General features: G+C 72.4%; 2 protein-coding genes and 1 pseudogene. All 3 read left to right on the top strand.

Going from position 1 to position 22,364, the window contains the following annotated elements; genetic code table 11:
* The first annotated feature begins 5 nt into the window (after positions 1 to 5).
* Positions 6 to 16,967: a type I polyketide synthase gene (locus C6Y14_RS44650; RefSeq protein WP_107019895.1), complete on the top strand. Its 16,962-nt coding sequence runs from the start codon at positions 6 to 8 to the stop codon at positions 16,965 to 16,967.
* A gap of 269 nt (positions 16,968 to 17,236) precedes the next feature.
* Entirely contained in the window at positions 17,237 to 18,139 is a 903-nt protein-coding gene (locus C6Y14_RS29425; protein WP_107019894.1) for a proline iminopeptidase-family hydrolase, read from the top strand.
* An 11-nt stretch (positions 18,140 to 18,150) separates the two neighbouring features.
* A pseudogene (locus C6Y14_RS29420) lies at positions 18,151 to 22,364 on the top strand (type I polyketide synthase); the annotation flags it as partial.

The following is a 22,364-nucleotide window of genomic DNA, read 5'->3' as shown; positions in this document are numbered from 1 at the left end:
CGACGATGCCCAATTCCGACGAGAAACTCCTCCAGGCACTCAGGACATCACTCAAGGAGACCGAACGGCTGCGCGCGCAGCATCGCCGGCTCACCTCGGACCTGCGCGAACCGATCGCCATCGTCGCGATGGCCTGCCGCTACCCGGGAGGGGTCCAGTCACCGGAAGACCTCTGGAACCTGGTCAGCGAGGGGGCGGAAGGGCTCTCCGGCTTCCCCGTCGATCGTGGCTGGGACCTGGCCGGGCTGTTCGACCCCGAGCCCGGACGTCCGGGCAAGAGCTACGTGGACCGGGGCGGGTTTCTGCATGATGCCGCCGGGTTCGACCCGGCGTTCTTCGGAATCAGCCCGAACGAGGCCTGGCTGATGGACCCTCAGCAGCGGTTGCTGCTTGAGGTGTCGTGGGAGGCGTTGGAGCGGGCGGGGATCGATCCGTTGTCGCTGCGGGGCAGTTCGACGGGTGTCTTCGCCGGGATGATGTATCACGACTACGCCTACAACAGCAGTACGGGTTCGGTCGCGTCGGGGCGCATCTCGTACACGCTGGGTCTTGAGGGTCCGGCGGTCACCGTCGACACGGCCTGCTCCTCCTCGCTGGTCGCACTGCACCTCGCTGTCCAGGCGCTCCGTTCCGGCGAATGCTCCCTCGCGCTGGTCGGTGGTGTCGCGGTGATGGCGACCCCCGATGTCTTCGTCGAGTTCAGCCGTCAGCGGGGGCTGGCCCCGGACGGGCGCGCGAAGTCGTTCGCGGCCGGGGCCGACGGCACCTCGTGGGGCGAGGGTGCGGGGATGCTGCTGGTGGAACGCCTGTCGGACGCGCGCGCCAACGGTCACCCGGTGCTGGCGGTCGTCCGAGGGTCCGCGGTGAACCAGGACGGGGCTTCCAATGGGCTGACCGCGCCGAACGGGCCCTCCCAACGCCGAGTGATACAGCAGGCGTTGGCCAACGCGCGCGTTTCGTCCGACCAGGTGGACGCGGTGGAGGCGCACGGTACGGGGACGACGCTGGGCGATCCGATCGAGGCGCAGGCCCTGCTGGCCACGTACGGGCAGGATCGTCCGGAGGGCAGTCCACTGTGGCTCGGCTCGATCAAGTCGAACATCGGGCACACCCAGGCCGCCGCCGGCGTGGCCGGGATCATCAAGATGGTCAAGGCCATGGAGCACGGCGTCCTGCCCCGGACCCTGCACGTGGACGAGCCCACCCCGCACGTGGACTGGTCGGCGGGGCGGGTGGAGCTGCTGACCGAGGCGCGGGAGTGGCCGCAGGCCGATGGCCGTCCGCGGCGGGCGGGAGTCTCCTCGTTCGGCATCAGCGGCACCAACGCCCATGTGATCGTCGAAGCGGCACCGCCCGCCGAGGCGGAATCACGTGTGGAGCCCGGCGTACCGCTGGAGGTCGTCCCGTGGCCGATCTCCGCACGCGGTGGAGCAGGGATACGCGCCCAGGCGGGCCGGCTGGCCGCGTTCGTCCGGACCGAAGGGCACCACCTCACGCCGCAGGACATCGGTTACTCCCTGGCGACTTCGCGCGCGCACCTGGAACACCGTGCCGTGGTGACCGGCCGGGACCGCGCCGAACTGCTGTCCAGGCTGGACGAGTTGGCCGCGGGTGTCACTGGTCGCGGAGCGGTGCGGGGAACGACGGTCCCTGGCCGTACGGCGTTCCTGTTCTCGGGGCAGGGCGCGCAACGGGTCGGTATGGGGCGGGCGTTGTACAAGTCGTTCCCGGTGTTCGCGGCGGCGCTGGACGAGGTGTGTGCCGCTCTGGACCCCCATCTGGACCGGCCTCTGCGTGAGGTGATGTGGTCGGAGCCGGAGCCGGAGCCGGAGCCGGATCTGCTGGATCGGACGGTGTTCGCGCAGGCGGGGTTGTTCGCGGTCGAGGTGGCGTTGTTCCGGCTGCTGGACGCGTGGGGCGTACAGCCTGACTTCGTGGCGGGTCATTCGATCGGTGAGCTTGCCGCCGCGCATGTGGCGGGGGTGTTCTCACTCGGCGACGCGGCCAAACTGGTGGCGGCGCGCGGGCGGTTGATGCAGGCGTTGCCCCCGGGCGGGACGATGGCCGCCGTCCAGGCCACCGAGGACGAGGTCGCACCGCTGCTGGGCGGCGCGGAGGTGGCGATCGCGGCGGTCAACGGCCCGGCGTCGGTCGTGGTGTCCGGTGCGGACGACCAAGTCGCCATCGTCGTTACCCACTTCAGCGCGCTGGGCCGTAAGACGAGCCGCTTGCGTGTCTCGCACGCGTTCCATTCCCCGCTCATGGACCCGATGCTGGACGCCTTCCGTGAGGTGGCCGAGAGCATCACGTACAACGCGCCCGTCATCCCGTTCATCTCCAATGTGACGGGCGGATCGGCTCCGGACGACCTTGCCTCGGCCGGCTACTGGGTGCGGCATGTACGCGAAGCGGTCCGGTTCGCCGATGGTGTCCGGGCGCTGCGCGACGCGGGCGTCACTCGCTTCCTGGAGGTGGGTCCCGACGGAGTCCTGACCGCGATGGCGCAGGCGTGCCTGGAGGACTCTGACGACACGGTGGCCGTGCCCGCCATGGTCGCCGAGCGGCCCGAGACCGCCACGTTGCTCGCCGCGTTCGGCACGCTGCACGCCGGCGGGGTGCCGGTGGACTGGGAGGCACTGTTCGACCACCGCGGCGCCGTACGGGTGGACCTGCCCACCTACGCCTTCCAGCGCGACCGGTTCTGGCTGCTCGATGCCTCGGCCACCGGCGACGCGGCCTCACTGGGCCTCGGGCCGGTCGACCATCCGCTGCTCGGCGCGGTCACGGACCTGCCCGGGGCCGGTGTGCTGGTGCTGACCGGCCGGCTGTCGGCCGACTCCCATCCCTGGCTCAGTGACCACCGCATGAGGGGCGGCGTCGTCGTGCCGGGGACCGCGCTGCTGGAGCTGGCGATCCACGCCGGTGACCACGCTGGGTGCCCCGTGGTCGAGGAGCTGACGCTGCAGGCGCCGCTGGTGCTGCCCGAGTACGGCGGTGTTGCCGTGCAGGTCGTGGTGGAGGCCCCCGACGAGACCGGCCGCCGGGTGATCGGCGTCTACTCCCAGGCCGATGCCACCGACCAGGTGTGGGTCCGCCACGCCACCGGCGTCCTCGGCGACGCGGCCGTGGAACCGTCGGCCGACCTGGAGGCCTGGCCGCCGCCGGGCGCGACCGCCGTGCCGGTCGACGGCGCCTACGAGGAACTCGCGGCTGCCGGCTACGACTACGGACCGCTGTTCCAAGGACTGCGGGCGGTGTGGCGGCGCGGCGACGAACTGTTCGCGGAGACAGCTCTGCCGCAGGACGAGGAGCATGCGCTTGAGGAGGCGGCCGCGTTCGGCATGCATCCCGCGCTGCTCGACGCCGTTCTGCACACCGCTCTGGTGACCCGGGACGACCGTGCCGGGAACGAGATGGTCCTCCCGTTCGCATGGAACGGTGTGCGACTGTTCGCCTCGGGGGCTTCGGCCGTGCGGGCGCGGCTCACGCCGACGGAATCGGGCGGAACGGCGCTGCGGCTGACCGACGAGGCGGGCAGTCCGGTCCTGACCGTGGACTCCTTGGTGTCGCGCCCGTGGTCGGCCGGACAGCTCACCGCTGTCGTGCCGACGTCTCACGACTCGCTGTACCGGGTGGGGTGGACCCCGGTCCCGGCCTCGGTTCCGGTCCCGACCGCTTCCGGCACGGGTACCGAGGTGTCCTGGGCGCTGTGGGACGACGCGTCCGACGCGTCCGAGGTGCCTGACGTCGTGGTGCTGCCGGTCACCGGCGGGGACGTCGGTGAGGTGCGTGCCGCTGTGCACCGTACGGTCGGGGTCATACAGGCCTGGCTGGCCGAGAGCAGGTTCGCCGGGTCCCGGCTGGCGGTGGTGACCAGTGGTGCGGTCGCGCTGGACGGCGAGGATGTCATGGACCTCGCGGGTGCGGCGGTGTGGGGTCTGGTGCGGTCGGCCCAGTCGGAAGAGCCGGGTCGCATTCTCCTGGTGGACACGCACACGCACACGCACACGGACACGCCCGTTGACTTGGCCCGCCTGATCGGTGACGTGACAGCGTTGGGCGAGCCCCAGGCAGTGATCCGTGACGGCGCCGTTCATGTTCCGCGACTGGCCAGGGTCTCCTCTTCGGAGGACCTGGCGGACCGGACCGGCGAGGCCACCACGACGCCCGTTTTCAGCGGTGACACCGAGGCTGTCCTGGTGACGGGTGCGTTCGGTGCGCTGGGGAGCCTGGTGGCGCGGCACCTTGTTGTCGGGCACGGGGTTCGTCGTCTGGTGTTGGTGGGTCGTCGGGGTGTGGAGGCGCCGGGAGCCCGGGAGTTGTGCGCGGAGCTGACGGAGCTGGGCGCCGAGGTCGAGGCGGTGGCCTGTGATGTGTCGGACCGGGACGCGGTCGCGGCGCTCGTCGCGGGCCGTGCGTTGTCCGGTGTGGTGCATGTCGCCGGGGTGCTGGATGACGGGGTGATGTCGTCGTTGACTCCGGAGCGGGTGGATGCGGTGTTGCGTCCGAAGGTGGACGCGGCCTGGTATCTGCACGAACTGACGCGGGACATGGGTCTGTCGGCGTTCGTGCTGTTCTCGTCGGCCGCGGGCGTACTCGGCTCTCCCGGTCAAGGCAACTACGCGGCTGCCAATGCCTTTTTGGACGCGTTGGCCGTTCACCGGCGGGCGAACGGCCTGCCCGCCCAGTCACTCGCCTGGGGCCCCTGGGCCACGGACACCGAGGGCATGGCCGGTGGGCTTGCCGGTTCCGATGCGCAGCGGATGGCCCGGTCCGGGGTGAACGGGCTCTCCGCCGGACAGGGCCTCGCCCTGTTCGACGCCGCCGTCCGCATGGCCGAGCCGCTGCTCGTCCCGATCGGGCTGGCCACGAACGAGCTCGCCGGCGCCGGTGACGAACTGCCGTACGTACTGCGCGGCTTGGTGTCCGGACGCCGACGCAGGACAGCTGCCACGGGTACGCACGAGGCGGGGGCGGTAGCGGCGTTGCGGCGGCGGCTCACCGCCCTGCCCGAGGCCGAGCGCCGACCGGTTCTCCTGGAGACCGTACGCGTACAGACCGCGCACGTCCTGGGGTTCGCCGGTCCGCAGGACGTCGACGGCGGGCGCGCGTTCCGTGACCTCGGTATCGATTCGCTGTCCGCCGTCGAACTGCGCAACCGGTTGAACCGGGCGACGGGCCTGCGGCTGCCGGCGACGCTGGTCTTCGACCACCCGACGCCGCTGGTGCTGTCCGACCACCTGCTCGGCGAGATCCTCGGCTCGGAGCCGTCCACCGGGACCGCCCTCGCCCTGCGGACAGCGGTCGACGACGAGCCGATCGCGATCGTGGGCATGGCGTGCCGCTATCCCGGCGGCGTCGTCTCGCCGGACGACCTGTGGCGACTGGTCGCGGACGGCGTCGACGGCGTCTCCGGTCTCCCCACCGGGCGGGGCTGGGACCTGGCCGGGCTGTTCGACCCCGAGCCGGGGCGTCCGGGTAAGAGTTACGTGGACCGGGGCGGGTTTCTGCATGATGCCGCCGGGTTCGATCCCGGGTTCTTCGGGATCAGTCCGAACGAGGCGTGGCTGATGGACCCTCAGCAGCGGTTGCTGCTTGAGGTGTCGTGGGAGGCGCTGGAGCGGGCGGGGATCGACCCGTTGTCGCTGCGGGGCAGTTCGACGGGCGTTTTCGCCGGGATGATGTATCACGACTACGCCCACAACAGCAGTACGGGTTCGGTCGCGTCCGGACGCATCTCGTACACGCTCGGTCTTGAGGGCCCGGCGGTCACCGTCGACACGGCCTGCTCCTCCTCGCTGGTGGCACTGCATCTCGCGGTTCAGGCGCTGCGGTCGGGGGAGTGCTCACTGGCGTTGGCCGGTGGAGTCGCGGTGATGGCGACGCCGGAGACGTTCATCGAGTTCAGCCGTCAGCGGGGGTTGGCCCCGGACGGGCGCGCGAAGTCCTTTGCTGCCGCGGCGGACGGCACCTCGTGGGGTGAGGGTGCGGGGATGTTGCTGGTGGAGCGCCTGTCGGATGCCCGCGCCCATGGTCATCCGGTGCTGGCGATCGTCCGAGGATCCGCGGTGAACCAGGACGGAGCTTCCAACGGGCTGACAGCGCCCAACGGGCCCTCCCAACGACGCGTCATCCGGCAGGCGTTGGCCACAGCCGGCCTCGGTACCGGCGATGTGGACGCCGTGGAGGCGCACGGCACCGGAACGACACTCGGTGACCCGATCGAGGCGCAGGCCTTGTTGGCGACGTACGGGCAGGATCGCCCGGCGGGCAGTCCGCTGTGGCTCGGCTCGATCAAGTCGAACATCGGGCACACCCAGGCCGCCGCAGGTGTGGCGGGGATCATCAAGATGGTCGAGGCCATGGACCATGGTGTCCTGCCGCGCACCCTGCACGTCGACGAACCGACGCCGGAGGTGGACTGGTCGGCGGGGCGGGTGGAGTTGCTGACCGAGGCACGGGAGTGGCCCCAGGCCGATGGCCGTCCGCGCCGCGCGGGGATCTCCTCGTTCGGGATCAGCGGCACCAACGCCCACGTCATCATCGAGGCGGCACCCGCCCCCGTACCCGCGTCCGCACCCGAAGCCGCCAGTACTGATCCCCGGAAGCGCTCAGCGGTCACCCCCGTGGAGTGGGTCCTCTCGGGGAAGTCGGCCGACGCGCTCCGGGCTCAGGCGGAGAAGCTGCGCGCCTACGTGGAAACCCGGCCGGAACTGCGGCCCCTCGATGTCGGGTTGTCGCTGGCGACCTCGCGCACGGCATGGGAGCACCGTGCCGTGGTGGTGGCCGACGACCTGGCCTCCGGACTCCGCGGGTTGGCCGCGATCGCGCTGGACGAGCCGCGTTCCGATGTCGTGCAAGGTGCGGTCTCTGCGGGGCGTACGGCGTTCCTGTTCTCGGGGCAGGGTGCGCAACGGGTCGGTATGGGCCGGGAGTTGTACGAGGCCTTCCCGGTGTTCGCGGCGGCGCTGGACGAGGTGTGTGCCGCCCTTGACCCTCATCTCGATCGGCCGCTGCGTGAGGTGATGTGGTCGGAGTCCGAGTCCGAGTCGGATTCGGAGCCGGAGCCGGAGCCGGAGCCGGAGCCGGAGCCGGATCTGTTGGACCGGACAGTGTTCGCGCAGGCGGGGTTGTTCGCCGTCGAGGTGGCGTTGTTCCGGCTGCTCGAAGCGTGGGGTGTACGGCCTGACTTCCTGGCGGGGCACTCGATCGGTGAGTTGGCGGCGGCGCATGTCGCCGGAGTGTTCTCGCTCGGTGACGCGGCCAGGCTGGTGGCGGCGCGAGGCCGATTGATGCAGGCCCTGCCCCCGGGTGGGGCGATGGCTGCCATCCAGGCCACGGAGGACGAAGTAGCCCCACTGCTGGATGACGCGGAGGCGGCGATCGCTGCGGTCAACGGTACGGCCTCGGTCGTGGTGTCCGGTGTTGACGCCCAAGTCACCGCGATTACGGCCCACTTCACTGAACTGGGCCGTAGGACGAGCCGCCTGCGGGTCTCGCACGCCTTCCACTCCCCGCTCATGGACCCGATGCTGGACGACTTCCGCGAAGTCGCCGAGAGCATCACCTACGGCACACCCACCCTCCCGGTCGTCTCCAACCTGACGGGCGGACCGGGTGAAGGCCTCGACTCGGCCGGCTACTGGGTCCGGCATGTCCGCGAGGCGGTGCGGTTCGCCGACGGTGTCGCGCACCTTCGCTCTGCCGGCGTGACCCGCTTCCTTGAACTGGGCCCCGACGGAGTCCTGTCCGCCCTGGTCCGCGCACAGGCTACGGACGACACCGTGGAGGTAGTCGTGCCGGTACTGCGCCGGGACAGGTCCGAGGAGCGGGAACTGCGGGCGGCCGTCGGTCTGATCCATGCGCACGGCGTCCCGGTGGACTGGCAGGCCGTGTTCGACGGACGGGGCGCCCGCCGGGTCGAGTTGCCCACGTACGCCTTCCAGAGGCAGGACTACTGGCTCGACACCCCCACGGGCGCGGGTGATGTGTCGGGGCTCGGTCAGACCGCCGCCGAGCACCCGTTCCTCCGCGCCGCCGTGGTGTCCCCGGAGAACGACGGCGTGGTGCTGACCGGGAGGGTGTCGACCGGTACCCGGCCGTGGCTGGCCGACCACGAGGTGTTCGGCGCCCTCCTGCTGCCGGGCACCGCCTTCGTGGAGCTGGCCGTACGGGCCGGGGACCAGGTCGGCTGCGACGTACTCCAGCAGCTCACCCTCGAAGCGCCGCTCGTGCTGCCCGCGCACGGCGGTGTCGACGTCCAGGTCACGGTCGGTGCGCGGGACGACGACGGCGTCGTCACGCGCCGCGTCAGCGTCTACGCCCGCGCCGACGGCGCCTCGCCCGACCTCCCATGGACGCGGCACGCGAGCGGACTCCTTTCCGCGGACGGTCCCGCTGACGGCCCTGCGGCCGACTCCGCGGACGGTTCCTCAGGTGGCGCTTCAGGTGGCGCTTCGGGTGGCGCTTCGGGTGGCGCTTCGGGCGGCGCTTCGGGCGGTGCGGCGTTCGGGGACGACCTCGCGGTGTGGCCCCCCGAGAACGCGGCCGTCCTGGACCTGACGGGCGTCTACGAGACCCTTGCCGACCGCGGGTTCGGCTACGGACCGGCGTTCCAGGGGCTGCGTGCCGCGTGGCGGCGCGGTGACGAACTGTTCGCCGAGGTCGCGCTGCCCGAGCACGACCGGGCCGAGGCCGCCGAGTACGGCATCCACCCGGCCCTGCTGGACGCCGCGCTGCACGCCATCCTCCTCCACGGCGATGGCAGCGATGGCAGCGAAGGAGGCGATGGTGGCGATGGCGGCGAGATTCCCGGGGTCGTCCTGCCGTTCGAATGGAGCGGGGTACGGCTGCACGCCGCCGGAGCACCGGTGGCACGCGTCCGCATCCGCCGCGCCGGCGCCACCGGGGTGAGCCTGCTGGTGACCGACGAGACCGGACAGGCTGTCCTGTCGGTGGACTCCCTGGTCTCGCGGCCGGTGACGCCCGGCCAACTCCCCGTCCCGGACGGCCAGGCCGGCCAGGACAGCTCGCTGTTCACCGTCGCCTGGTCGCCCCACGCACCCCTGTCTGCCGGGCCGACCGGCGAACTCTCGTCATCACCGGCCGTGGCGGTGCTCGGAACCGACCGCTGCGGCCTGCCCGAGGACGTCCCGGCGTACCCGGACCTGGCCGCACTCGCGCAGGCGCCGGTTCCGGACGTCGTCGTATGGGCCTGCCCGTCGGTCGTTGACGACGTCCCGGCCGGTCTGCGTGCGGTCGCGCACGAGACGCTGCGCATCGTCCAGGAGTGGCTGGCCGACGAACGGCTGGACGCCGCACGGCTGGTGGTGGTCACCCGCGGTGCGGCCGTCACCGCCGACGGCGAGCGGCCGGCCGATCTCGCGGCCGCGGCCGTGCGTGGCCTGATCCGCACCGCCCGGACGGAACACCCCGACCGCTTCATCCTCGTAGACCTGGAGCCCGAGCCCGAGCCCGAGCCCGAGCCCGAGCCCGGTCCCGGTCCCGATCGGGACCACGACCCGGGCCTGGACAGCGACGCGGGCCACCCGCTGCCCGCCCTCGCGCTGCCCGCCCTCGCGGTCTGCGGCGAGCCCGAACTCGCCGTGCGCGGCACCGAGGTGCGCGTCCCCCGGCTGGTCAGGGCAGCCGACGGTACGGGCAGGGCAGCCGGCGGTACGGACACCCTGTCGTTCGACCCGGCCGGGACCGTACTGATCACCGGCGGTACGGGCGGTCTCGGTTCGCTGGTGGCCCGGCACCTGGTGCGCGAACACGGCGTACGGCACCTGCTGCTGACCAGTCGCCGGGGGATCGAGGCACCCGGCGCCCAAGAGCTGCGTACGGAGCTGGCCGGACTCGGTGCCGAGGTCGCGGTCGCCGCCTGTGACGTCGGTGACCGGGACGCCGTCGCCGCTCTCCTCGCCGGGATTCCCGGGATTCCCGGGATCACCGGGATCACCGGGATCACCGGGATCGCCGGGGCCGAGCACCCGCTGACGGGCATCGTGCACACGGCAGGGGTGCTGGACGACGGAGTGCTGACCTCCCTCACGCCCGACCGGCTGGACACCGTCCTCGCCCCGAAGGCCCAAGCGGCCTGGCACCTGCACGAGTTGACCAGGGACATGGACCTGTCTGCGTTCGTGCTGTTCTCCTCCGTCGCGGGCACCCTGGGCGGCGCAGGACAGGCCGGCTACGCGATGGCGAACGCCTTCCAGGACGCCCTCGCCGCCCACCGCCACGCGCTCGGCCTCCCCTCGGTCTCCCTGGCGTGGGGCCCGTGGGCCGGGGCGGAGGGCATGGCGGGCGCTCTCTCCGACGCCGACATCGAGCGGCTGCGGCGCTCCGGGATGCCGCCCCTCACGGTCACCGAGGGGCTCGCGCTGTTCGACCGGGCGCTGGCCGCCGGCCCGGCGGAACTCGTACCCGTCCGGCTCGACCTCGGTGTGCTGCGGTCGTTCGCGGCCTCCGGCGCCGTCCCGGCCGTCCTGCACGGCCTGGTCAAGCCGCCCGCCCGCCGGGCGGCCCGGTCCGGTGGCGCGGCGTCGCTGCGGCGCCGGCTGGACGCGCTGCCCGCGGCGGAACGCGACCGCGCGCTGCTCGACCTGGTGCGCACACACGTCGCCGCGGTCCTCGGCCACGACGACGCCCGTTCCGTCGAACCCGCGCGGGCGTTCACCGAGCTCGGGTTCAGCTCCCTGTCGGCGGTGGAACTGCGTAACCTTCTCGGCGCCGCCACCGGCCTGCGGCTGCCTGCCACCCTTGTCTTCGACCACCCCAGTTCCGACGCGGTGGCCCGGCACATCATGGGCGAACTCCTCGGCGCGGGCGAGACCGCGGCCCCGGTCAGGGCCCAGGCGCGCGTCGACGAACCGATCGCGATCGTGGGCATGGCCTGCCGGTACCCCGGCGGGGTCGCGTCCCCCGACGATCTGTGGCGGCTCGTCGCCGACGGCGTCGACGCGGTGGCGGAGTTCCCCCGCGACCGGGGCTGGGACGTCGACGGCCTCTACGACCCCGAACCCGGAAAGCCGGGCAAGTGCATCGCGCGTGAGGGCGGCTTCCTGTACGACGCGGCCGATTTCGACGCCGAGTTCTTCGGGATCTCCCCGCGGGAGGCGCTGGAGACCGACCCGCAGCACCGGCTGCTGTTGGAGACCTCGTGGGAGGCGTTCGAGAGCGCCGGGATCGCCCCGGGCTCCCTGCGCGGCAGCGCGACCGGAGTGTTCGCCGGCGTGATGTACCACGACTACGGAGGCGGGGCCAGCGGCGGCAGTGTCGCCTCCGGGCGGGTCTCCTACACGCTCGGTCTCGAAGGGCCGGCGGTCACGGTGGACACGGCGTGCTCGTCGTCCCTGGTGGCGCTGCACCTGGCCGCGCAGGCGCTGCGGACCGGCGAGTGCACCCTCGCTCTCGCGGGCGGCGTGACGGTGATGGCGACCTCTGGGACGTTCGTGGAGTTCAGCCGTCAGCGCGGTCTCGCGGCGGACGGCCGGAGCAAGTCGTTCGCCGCGTCGGCCGACGGCACCGGCTGGGGCGAGGGTGTCGGCATGCTTCTGGTGGAGCGGCTGTCGGACGCCCGCGCCAACGGTCACCCCGTGCTGGCGATTGTCCGTGGTACCGCGACCAACCAGGACGGCGCCTCGAACGGGCTGACCGCGCCCAACGGCCCCTCGCAGCGCCGTGTGATCCGGCAGGCGCTCGCCAACGCGGGCCTGGGCACGGCGGACGTGGACGCGGTGGAGGCGCACGGCACGGGCACGACGCTGGGTGACCCCATCGAGGCGCAGGCCCTGCTGGCCACGTACGGGCAGGACCGTCCGCAGGACAGCCCGCTGTGGCTGGGGTCCATCAAGTCGAACATGGGCCACACCCAGGCGGCGGCCGGTGTCGCGGGCATCATCAAAATGGTGCAGGCGATGCGGTACGGGGTGATGCCCAGGACGCTGCACGTGGACGCGCCGACCCCGCACGTCGACTGGTCGGCGGGGCGGGTGGAGCTGCTGACGGAGGCCCGGGACTGGCCGCGCAACGGCCGTCCCCGCCGGTCGGCGGTCTCCTCCTTCGGGATAAGCGGCACCAACGCCCACGTGATCCTGGAGCAACCCTCCGCGCCGGACGGGACGCACGGCACCGGCGGGCCCGCCGACCGGCCCCGGACCGGCCCCGTCCCCTGGGTGGTGACGGCCCGGAGCGCCGACGCCGTACGAGCCCAGGCGGAGCGGCTGGCCGCCTTCGTCCGGGCCGACGAGAGCGTCGACATCGCCGATGTGGGGCTGTCGCTGGCCACGTCGAGGACGGCGTTCGACCATCGCGCGGTCGTGCTCGCGGCGGACCGGGCGAGCGCGCTGGACGGACTGGACGCACTGGCCACCGGTGGTGCGCACCCCGGCGTGCTGCAGGGCTCCGGCCGCGCCGCCGCGCCCGTGTTCGTGTTCCCCGGGCAGGGTTCGCAGTGGGTGGGTATGGCGGTTGAGCTCCTGGATTCTTCGCCGGTGTTCGCGGCGCGTGTGGAGGAGTGCGGGCGTGCGTTGCGCCCGTTCGTGGAGTGGGATCTGGTGGAGGTGTTGCGTGGTGACGGTGGGCCGTTGGAGCGGGTGGATGTCGTTCAGCCGGTCCTGTGGGCGGTGATGGTGTCGCTGGCCGAGGTGTGGCGTGGCTTCGGGGTGGAGCCCGCCGCTGTCGTCGGTCATTCGCAGGGTGAGATCGCGGCCGCCTGTGTGGCGGGTGCGCTGAGCTTGGACGACGGGGCGCGGGTGGTGGCCGTCCGGAGCCGGATCATCGCGGAGGACCTCGCCGGTCAGGGCGGCATGCTCTCGGTGGCCCTGTCCCCGGAGCGGGCCGCCGAGGTGCTCGCCGGAGGGGAGGGGCGCGCCGGATGGGAAGGGCGCGTCGAACTGGCCGTGGTCAACGGCCCCACGTCCGTCGTCCTGTCCGGTGAGGTGGACGCGCTGGCGGACCTCAGGGCGACGCTGGAGGAGCAGGGCGTCCGGGTACGGCTGATCCCCGTCGACTACGCCTCCCACTCGATGTTCGTCGAGGGGCTGCGCGACCGGATCCTCGCCGAACTGGACGGACTGTCGCCCCGCCCGTCACGGGTGGTGTTCTACTCGACCGTGACGGGCGCGCCGCTCGACACCGCCACCCTCGACGCCGAGTACTGGTACACGAACCTGCGGCGGACCGTCCGCTTCGAACAGGCCACGCGCGCCCTGCTGGCCGACGGCTTCACCGCGTTCGTCGAGTCCAGCCCCCACCCCGGCCTGCTGGTGGGCTTGGGGGAGACCATGGAGTCGGCGGGTGTGAGCGGAGTGACGGCCGGTTCGCTGCGCCGCGGCGAGGGCGGTGCGGAACGGCTCCTGACCTCACTCGCCGAGGTGTTCACCGGCGGTGTGGACGTCGGCTGGAAGGCCGCCTTCGACGGACACGGGGCGGGACGCACCGAACTGCCCACCTACGCCTTCCAGCGCCGCCGCTACTGGACCGACCAGAGCGCGGGCGCGGGCGATGTCACCTCCCTGGGCCTGGACGCGCCCGGCCATCCGCTGCTCGGCGCGGTCGTCCCGTCCGTGGTCGCGGGCGCGGACGGCGTGACGCTCACCGGCCGGCTGTCGGTGGGCTCCCAGCCCTGGCTCGGCGACCACGCCGTGTCCGGCGTGACACTGTTCCCCGGCACGGGCTTCGTGGAACTGGCCGTACGGGCCGGGGACCAGGTCGGCTGCGGCCGCGTCGAGGAACTGACACTGGAGGCGCCGCTGGTGCTTCCCGCCGAGGGCGGCGTGTCCGTACAGGTGGTCGTCGGCGCCCCCGGCGGCCCGGACGGCGGACGGCCCGTGACGATCCACACCCGCGCGGACACGGACGGGCCGTGGATCCGGCACGCGCTCGGCACCCTGGCCCCGGCCGGCGCGGTCACGGACCCCGGGCTCGAACAGTGGCCCCCTCCCGGCGCCACCGGGATCGACGTCAGCGGCCTGTACGACGCACTGGCCGACGTCGGTCTGGAGTACGGGCCGGTGTTCCGTGGGTTGGGGGCGGCGTGGCGGCGTGGTGAGGAGGTGTTCGCGGAGGTCGCTCTTCCTGAGCGGGTGGAGGGGGACGGGTTCGGGTTGCATCCGGCGTTGCTGGACGCGGGTCTGCATGCGGTGGCGTTGAGTGGTGCGGTCGGTGACGGGGTGGTGCTGCCGTTCGCGTGGTCGGGGGTGGAGCTGTTCGCCTCCGGCGCCACGGCGCTGCGCGTCCGGGTGACCCCGACCGGCGCCGGCGTGGTGTCGATCCAGGCGGCGGACACGGCCGGGAACCCGATCGTGGCGGTCGAGTCGCTGGCCCTGCGGGAGATGTCCCCGGCCCAGCTGTCCGCCGCGGCCGGCTCCCCGTTCCACGAGTCGCTGTTCCGGCTGGAGTGGACGCCGCTCCCGGCCGCCCGTGCGGGGCGCACCCCGGACTGGATCGCGTGGGACGACCTGCGGGCCGAATCCCCCGTACCCGAACTCGTGGTGCTGCCCGTGACCGGGACGGCGGGCGCCGCACCGGCACGCAGGGCCGTACACCAGGTGCTGGGTGCCGTGCGGTCGTGGCTCGCCGCCGACCGGTTCGCCGGCGCCCGCCTCGTGGTCGTCACCTCGGGCGCGGTGTCCGTGGACGACGAGGACGTCACCGACCTCGCGGGCTCGGCCGTCTGGGGACTGGTGCGCTCGGCGCAGTCGGAGGACCCCGGCCGGATCGTCCTCGCCGACCTGCCGGATCCCGCCGACGTCACGAGCGTGCTCACGGCCCTGGTGTCGTCGGAGTCCGACGAGTCGCAGGTCGCCCTGCGCGACGGCGTGCTCCGGGCGGCCCGCCTGGCGAAGGTGCCCGCAGAGCCCGCCGAACTCGCGGAGCCCGCAGAACCCGCAGAACCCGCAGAACCCGCAGAACCCGCAGTGCCCGCCGAACTCGCGGTGTCGGATGAGGAGTTCGCCGAGCTCGCCGGGTTCGCCGGGTTCGCGGGCGAGGGCCCCGTCCTGGTGACCGGTGCGCTCGGGGCGCTCGGCGTCGTCGTGACGCGGCACCTGGTCGCCGAACGCGGCGTACGGAACCTGCTCCTGGTGGGCAGGCGCGGAGCCGGAACACCCGGCGCGGCCGAACTGTGCGAGGAACTGTCTGAACTCGGAGCACGCGTGGAGGTGGCCGCCTGCGACGTGGGCGACCGCGACGCCCTCGCGGAACTCCTCACCGGACGGAACCTGAGCGCCGTCGTGCACGCGGCAGGGGTGCTGGACGACGGAACCATCTCCTCCCTCACCCCCGAGAGCGTGGACACCGTCTTCCGCCCGAAGGCCGACGCCGCCTGGTATCTGCACGAACTGACCCGGCACATGGACCTGTCGGCGTTCGTCCTGTTCTCCTCGGCGGCCGGTGTGCTGGGCACTCCGGGACAGGGCAACTACGCGGCGGCGAACGCGTTCCTGGACGCCCTGGCCGCACACCGCCGCGCCCACGGCCTGCCCGCCCAGTCCCTGGCCTGGGGACTGTGGGGCGCGAGCGACAGCGGCATGGCGGGCCGGCTCGACGACAACGACCGCCAACGCGTGGGCCGTTCGGGCGTCGAAGCGCTCTCCGCCGCACAGGGACTCGGGCTCCTCGACACCGCCGGACGTCTCGACGCGGCGGCGCTCGTCCCGATCCGCCTGAACCTCAGGGCCCTGGCCGCCGCCGGTGACGACCTGCCGCCGCTGCTGCGGGACCTGGTACCGCGCTCCCGGCGCACCGCCACGGCGGGCCGGGCGGACTCGGGAGCGCTCCGCGCGCGACTCGCCGGCCTCTCCGAGGACGAGCGGGCCCGGGAACTGCGGACGCTGGTGCTGACCTGCGCCGCCGGGGTCCTCGGCCACAGCGGCCCCGAGGCCGTCGACCCCGACCGGGACTTCCTGGAAGCGGGCTTCGACTCCCTCACGGCGATGGAACTGCGCAACGGCCTCAACGCCGCGACCGGGCTGCGCCTGCCCGCGATGGCCGTGTTCGACTCCAAGAACCCCGCCGAGCTGGCCCGCCATGTCCACCTACGGCTGGCGGCCGACCTCGAAGGACCGGGTACGGCCACGGACGGCGAACCCGCCGCCGACACCGACGGCGACACCCTCAGCGACCTGTTCCGCGCGGCCGTACGAGCGGGGAACGTCACCCAGGGGTTCGTCCTCCTCGGCGCGGTCGCCGACATCCGGCCGAGGTTCACCGGGAGCGCCGACCTGCCGAGCCCGCCGCGGCCGGTGGTCCTCGCGGACGGACCCGCACGCCCGCGCCTGATCTGCGTCTCCACGCCCATGGCGGTCGGCGGCGTCCACCAGCACGCCCGGCTCGTCTCCCACCTGCACGGCACCTGGCACGTCACCGCGCTGCCGCTGCCCGGTTTCGCGGCGGGGGAGAGCCTGCCCGACTCGCTCGACGCCGTCACCGAGGTGATCGCCGACAGCGTGGCACGGGCCGCGGAAGGAGAGCCGTACGTCCTGCTCGGCTACTCCTCCGGCGGCCTCGTCGCGCACGCGGTCGCGAACCGCCTGGAGGCGGCGGACGCCGGCCCGGAAGGGATCGTCCTGCTGGACAGCTTCCAGGTCCGCGACGAGGCCATGACCGTCGGACAGGAGTCGCTCGCCCTGAACCTGCTGGAGATGGAGCCGACGTTCGGCCGCTTCGGCAGCGCCAGGCTCTCCGCGATGGGCCTGTACGCCAACCTCCTGCTCGACTTCACCCCCGGCGAACTCCACGCACCTGTCCTGTTCGTCCAGGCCGCCGAGTCGTTCATCACCGGACCCGACGGACCCGACGAGGGATCCGGCGAGGGATCCGGCGGCGACCGGTGGCTGGCCACGCCCTGGAACGCCACCCAGACCCTCAGGACGGCACCGGGGAACCACTTCTCGCTCGTACAGGAGGACGCGGAGACCACCGCGCGGATCGTCGACGAGTGGATCGGCTCGATGAGGTGAACGCCGGCTCCGCCCGCCGCTGAGAACCCCGGCTCCGCCCGCGGCCGAGAATCCCGGCTCCGCCCCCTGCACGGAGGACTCCGGGGGCGCCCCGGGCATGCGGAGCACCCCGGTTCCGCCCCCGGATATAGGGGGTGGCCGGGGCATCTCAGGGGAGTTCCCGGAGCTTTTCCGTAACTAGTGTCGTGATGACCGCCGCGGCCCGCCGAACGGCCGCCGCGGGCAATGGACGGCGTGCGTCGTGAGACCAGTCGAACGGGGTGATTGAGGTGTCGTTGGCTCCCCATGCCAAGGGAAGCGTGCCATTCGGCGCGTACGAGACCTGGTATCGCGTCACGGGCGACCTGCGCGCCGGCGGACCACCCCTGGTGGTCGTCCACGGCGGACCGGGCAGCACCCACGACTACCTGCGCTCTCTCGCCTCGCTCGCCGAGCTGGGACGGCCGGTCGTGCACTACGACCAGATCGGCAACGGCGGCTCCACCCACCTTCCCGGACGGGGCCCGGAATTCTGGACCGTGGACCTGTTCCTCGACGAACTCGACAACCTGCTGAACAGGCTCGGAATCGCCGAGGACTACGTACTGTTCGGCCAGTCCTGGGGCGGCATACTCTCCGCGAAACACGCCTCGGCGAAACCACCGGGGCTACGGGCACTGGTCATCGCCAATTCCCCCGCCTCCTATGTCCTGTGGCGCCAGGAAATGAAAGTCCTGCGCGAACTGCTGCCGCCCGGGGTCGACGAGACGCTGGCCCGCCACGAGGCCGCGGGGGACACCGACAGCGAGCAGTACCTCCAGGCCATGACGGTCTTCTACAACAGGCACGTGTGCCGGCTCCGGCCGTGGCCACGCGATTTCGTGGCGACCCTCATGGAGATCCAGAACGACCCCACCGTCTACCGCACCATGAACGGCCCGAGCGAGTTCCACGTCACCGGGACCCTGCGGGACTGGTCGGTGGAGGACTGCGTCGCCGACATCGAGGTGCCCACGCTCCTCATCTCGGGCCGGCACGACGAGGCGACGCCCGCGACCGTGCGGCCGTTCGCCGAACTGATCCCCGACGTCCGGTGGGAGGTCTTCGAGGAGTCGAGCCACCTGCCCCACCTGGAAGAGCCCGAACACTTCACACGGGTGATGACCGACTTCCTCAACGAGTTCGGAGGCTGAAGGTGGACGCGTCCGCCGAGGAGATCATCGAGGCGCTCCGCGACTCGCTGCTGGAGAACGAACGGCTCCGGCAGAGCAACGGACGGCTGACGGCCGCCGCCACCGAGCCGGTGGCGATCGTGGGCATGGCCTGCCGCTACCCCGGCGGCGTCACGTCCCCCGACGACCTGTGGCGGCTCGTCGCCGAGGGCACGGACGCCGTGTCGGGCTTCCCCGCCGACCGCGGCTGGGACACCGGGCGCCTCTACGACCCCGAGCCCGGCACACCCGGCAGGAGCTATGTGCGCGAGGGCGGATTCCTGCTCGACGCGGCCGGGTTCGACGCCGCCTTCTTCGGGATCTCACCGCGTGAGGCCCTCGCCATGGACCCCCAGCAGAGGTTGCTGCTGGAGACCTCGTGGGAGGCGCTGGAGCGCGCCGGCATCGACCCCGCCGCACTGCGCGGTGGCCGCACGGGCGTGTTCGCCGGCGTGATGTACCACGACTACGGCACCAGTTCCAGCAACGGAAGCATCGTCTCGGGCCGGGTCGCCTACACACTGGGTCTTGAGGGCCCGGCGGTCACCGTCGACACCGCCTGCTCGTCCTCGCTGGTGGCCCTGCACCTGGCGATGCGCTCGCTCAGGTCGCAGGAGTGCTCACTGGCACTGGCCGGTGGGGTGACGGTCATGGCGACCCCGGAGACCTTCGTCGACTTCAGCGAACAGCGCGGGCTCGCCCCCGACGGGCGCGTCAAGGCGTTCTCGGCCGCCGCCGACGGTACGGGCTGGGGCGAGGGCGCCGGGATGCTGCTCCTGGAACGGCTGTCGGACGCGCGGGCCAACGGTCATCCGGTGCTGGCGGTGGTCCGCGGTTCCGCCGTCAACCAGGACGGCGCTTCCAACGGCCTGACCGCCCCGAACGGCCCGTCCCAACAACGGGTGATCCGGCAGGCGTTGGCCGGCGCAGGCCTCGGTACCGGTGACGTGGACGCGGTGGAGGCGCACGGTACGGGGACGACGTTGGGTGATCCGATCGAGGCGCAGGCGCTGCTTGCGACGTATGGCCAGGACCGTCCGGAGGGGCGTCCGTTGTGGCTGGGGTCGGTGAAGTCGAACATGGGGCATGCGCAGGCGGCGGCTGGTGTGGCCGGGGTGATCAAGATGGTGCAGGCGATGCGCCATGGGGTGTTGCCGCGTACGTTGCATGTGGACGCGCCGTCTGCGCAGGTGGACTGGTCGGCGGGGCGGGTGGAGTTGCTGACGGAGTCCCGTGAGTGGCCGGAGACCGCTGGTCGTCCGCGGCGGGCGGGGATCTCCTCGTTCGGGATCAGCGGGACGAACGCCCACGTCATCATCGAGCAGGGTCCGGCGGACGTGCGGGACATCCCCGGCGACCAGGGCGAGCGGCCGGCCGACTCGGGCACGGTGCCGTGGGTGCTGTCCGCGCGGAGCCGGGACGGGCTGCCCACTCAGGCGGCCAGGCTACGGGACTTCCTGACGGCCCGTCCGCTGCTGCGCCCCGCCGACATCGGGTACTCGCTGGCCACGTCGCGCGCGCTCTTCGAACACCGCGCGGTGGTGGTCGGCCGGAACCGGGACGACCTGATGGCAGGCCTGCGCACGCTGGCCGACGGGGCCCACGGCACCGCCCCCGGCCGTGGCGTCGTCCACGGCGTCGCGGGCACCGGCCGGACCGCCTTCCTGTTCTCGGGGCAGGGTGCGCAACGGGTGGGTATGGGGCGGGGGTTGTACGAGTCGTTCCCGGTGTTCGCGGCGGCGTTGGACGAGGTGTGTGCCGCTCTGGATTCCCATCTGGACCGGCCTCTGCGTGAGGTGATGTGGTCGGAGTCGGGGTCGGGGTCGGATCTGCTGGATCGGACGGTGTTCGCGCAGGCGGGGTTGTTCGCCGTCGAGGTGGCGCTCTTCCGCCTGTTGGAGACGTGGGGTGTGCGGCCTGACTTCGTGGCGGGGCATTCGATCGGTGAGTTGGCGGCGGCGCATGTGGCCGGGGTGTTCTCGCTGGGCGACGCGGCCAGGTTGGTGGCTGCTCGGGGCCGGTTGATGCAGGCGTTGCCCTCGGGTGGGGCGATGGCCGCGATCCAGGCGAGCGAGGAAGAGGTCGCCCCGCTGCTGGACGACGCGGAGCTGGCGGTCGCGGCGGTGAACGGCCCTGATTCGGTCGTTGTCTCCGGTGTGGAGGCCGAAGTCGCGCGTATCAGCGGGTACTTCACGGGGTTGGGTCGCAGGACGACTCGTCTGAAGGTGTCCCACGCGTTCCACTCGCCGTTGATGGACCCCATGCTGGAGGCTTTCCGTGAGGTCGCCGAGAGCATCACGTACAACGCGCCCGTCATCCCCGTCGTCTCCCATCTCGGGGGCTCGGTGGTCGACGCGGAGGCACTGGGTTCGGCGGACCACTGGGTACGGCACGTGCGTGAGGCGGTTCGATTCGCCGACTGCGTACGGCACTTGGAGTCCGAAGGTGTCACCCGGTACGTGGAGTTGGGGCCCGACGGCGTACTGACCGCGATGGCGCGGCAGTGCGTACGGACCGACATCGACGCAGGCGTCCTGGTGGCGACGCAGCGGAAGGACCGGCCGGAGCCCGAAGCGCTTCTCCTTGCCGTCGGGCAGCTGCACGCGGCAGGGGTGTCCGTCGACTGGCGGGCCGTGTTCGCGGACCGGGACACGCGACCGGTCGAACTGCCCACCTACGCGTTCCGGCACGAGGCGTTCTGGCTCGACTCCACCGCCCAGGACTCCGATGTCTCCTCCGTGGGGCTCGACCCGGCGGACCACCCGCTCCTCGGCGCCGTGGTGACGACACCTGACTCCGGGGGCGTGGTGCTGACGGGCAGGCTGTCGACGGCCACCCGGCCGTGGCTGGCCCATCACGAAGTGCTGGGTACCGTACTGCTGCCGGGCAGCGCCTTCGTCGAACTGGCGATCCGGGCCGGCGACGAGGTCGGCTGCGACGTGCTGCGCGAGCTGACACTCGGGGCGCCCCTGGTGCTGCCGGAGCACTGCGGTGTCGCGGTACGGGTCGTGGTCGGCGCGGCCGACGCGGCCGGCGACCGCCGGGTGAGCGTCCACTCCCGGCGCGAGGACGCCCCGTCCGGCGAGGACTGGACGCGGCACGCCGACGGCACGGTCGGCACCGGCTCCCCGGCCCCTTCCCCCGCGCCCGACCTCGGTACCTGGCCGCCCGCGGACGTCACCCCGGTGGATCTGACCGAGGCCTACGAACGTCTCCGCGACGAGGGTTACGCCTACGGACCTGTCTTCCAGGGCCTGCGGTCGGCGTGGCGGCGCGGGGACGACCTGTACACCGAGGCCGTCCTGCCCGACGAGGCGCGGGCCGACGCTGCTCTGTTCGGTCTCCACCCGGCTCTGCTCGACGCCGGCATGCATGCCGAACTGCTCGACACGGACCGGCGGGGCGGCAGGACACTGCTCCCCTTCGAGTGGACCGGCGTGACCCTGCATGCCTCAGGCGCGTCCACGATCCGCGTACACACCAGGCTGGGCCGGGACGACGGGCCGACGAGCATGACGGTGACCGACGAGAGCGGACAGCCCGTCCTCACCGTCGAGTCGCTGGCCTCCCGGCCGATGTCGTCCGACCGGACAGGTCACGCGGGCGGCGCGCTGAGCGACGTACTGCTGCGGACGGAGTGGACCCCACGTCCGGTGAACCGGTCCGCCACCGCCCGCTGGGCGGTACTGGGCACCGAGCGGGCCGGACTTCCGGCCGACGTGCCCGCGTACGAGAACCTGACCGCACTGGGAGCGGCGGACATCCCCGACGTGGTGCTGTGGTCGCTTCCCATCGGCACCGGCACCGGCACCGGCACCGGGGACGTTCCGGCGGCCGTCCACACGCTGACCCACCAGGCACTGGATGTCGTCCAGGGATGGCTGGCCGACGAGAGGTTCGCCGCGTCCCGCCTGGCGGTGGTCACCCAGGGGCCCACGCTGACCCAGGCACCGGTCCAGGGGCTGCTGCGTGCGGCCCAGGCCGAGAACCCCGGCCGCTTCGTCCTCGCCGATGTGGACGGCCGGGACGACTCACTCGACATCCTGCCCGCGGCGATCCTGTCGGGCGAACCCGAAGTGGCCTTGCGTGAGGGCCAGTTGCGAGTGCCCCGGCTCGCCGAGACCGACCCCGTGGTGTCGTCGGTGTGGGGTGGGTTGGGTTCGGGGTGGGTGTTGGTGACGGGTGGTACGGGTGGGTTGGGTGCGTT

Source organism: Streptomyces dioscori, from assembly GCF_003024195.1.
In the GTDB taxonomy this organism is placed as follows: Bacteria; Actinomycetota; Actinomycetes; order Streptomycetales; family Streptomycetaceae; genus Streptomyces; species Streptomyces dioscori.
This window is presented reverse-complemented; position numbering and strand designations above follow the sequence as displayed.

Excerpts from the sequence above, each read along its gene's own strand:
- C6Y14_RS44650 (WP_107019895.1), top strand. The coding sequence starts at position 6 with ATGCCCAATTCCGACGAGAAACTCCTCCAGGCACTCAGGACATCACTC.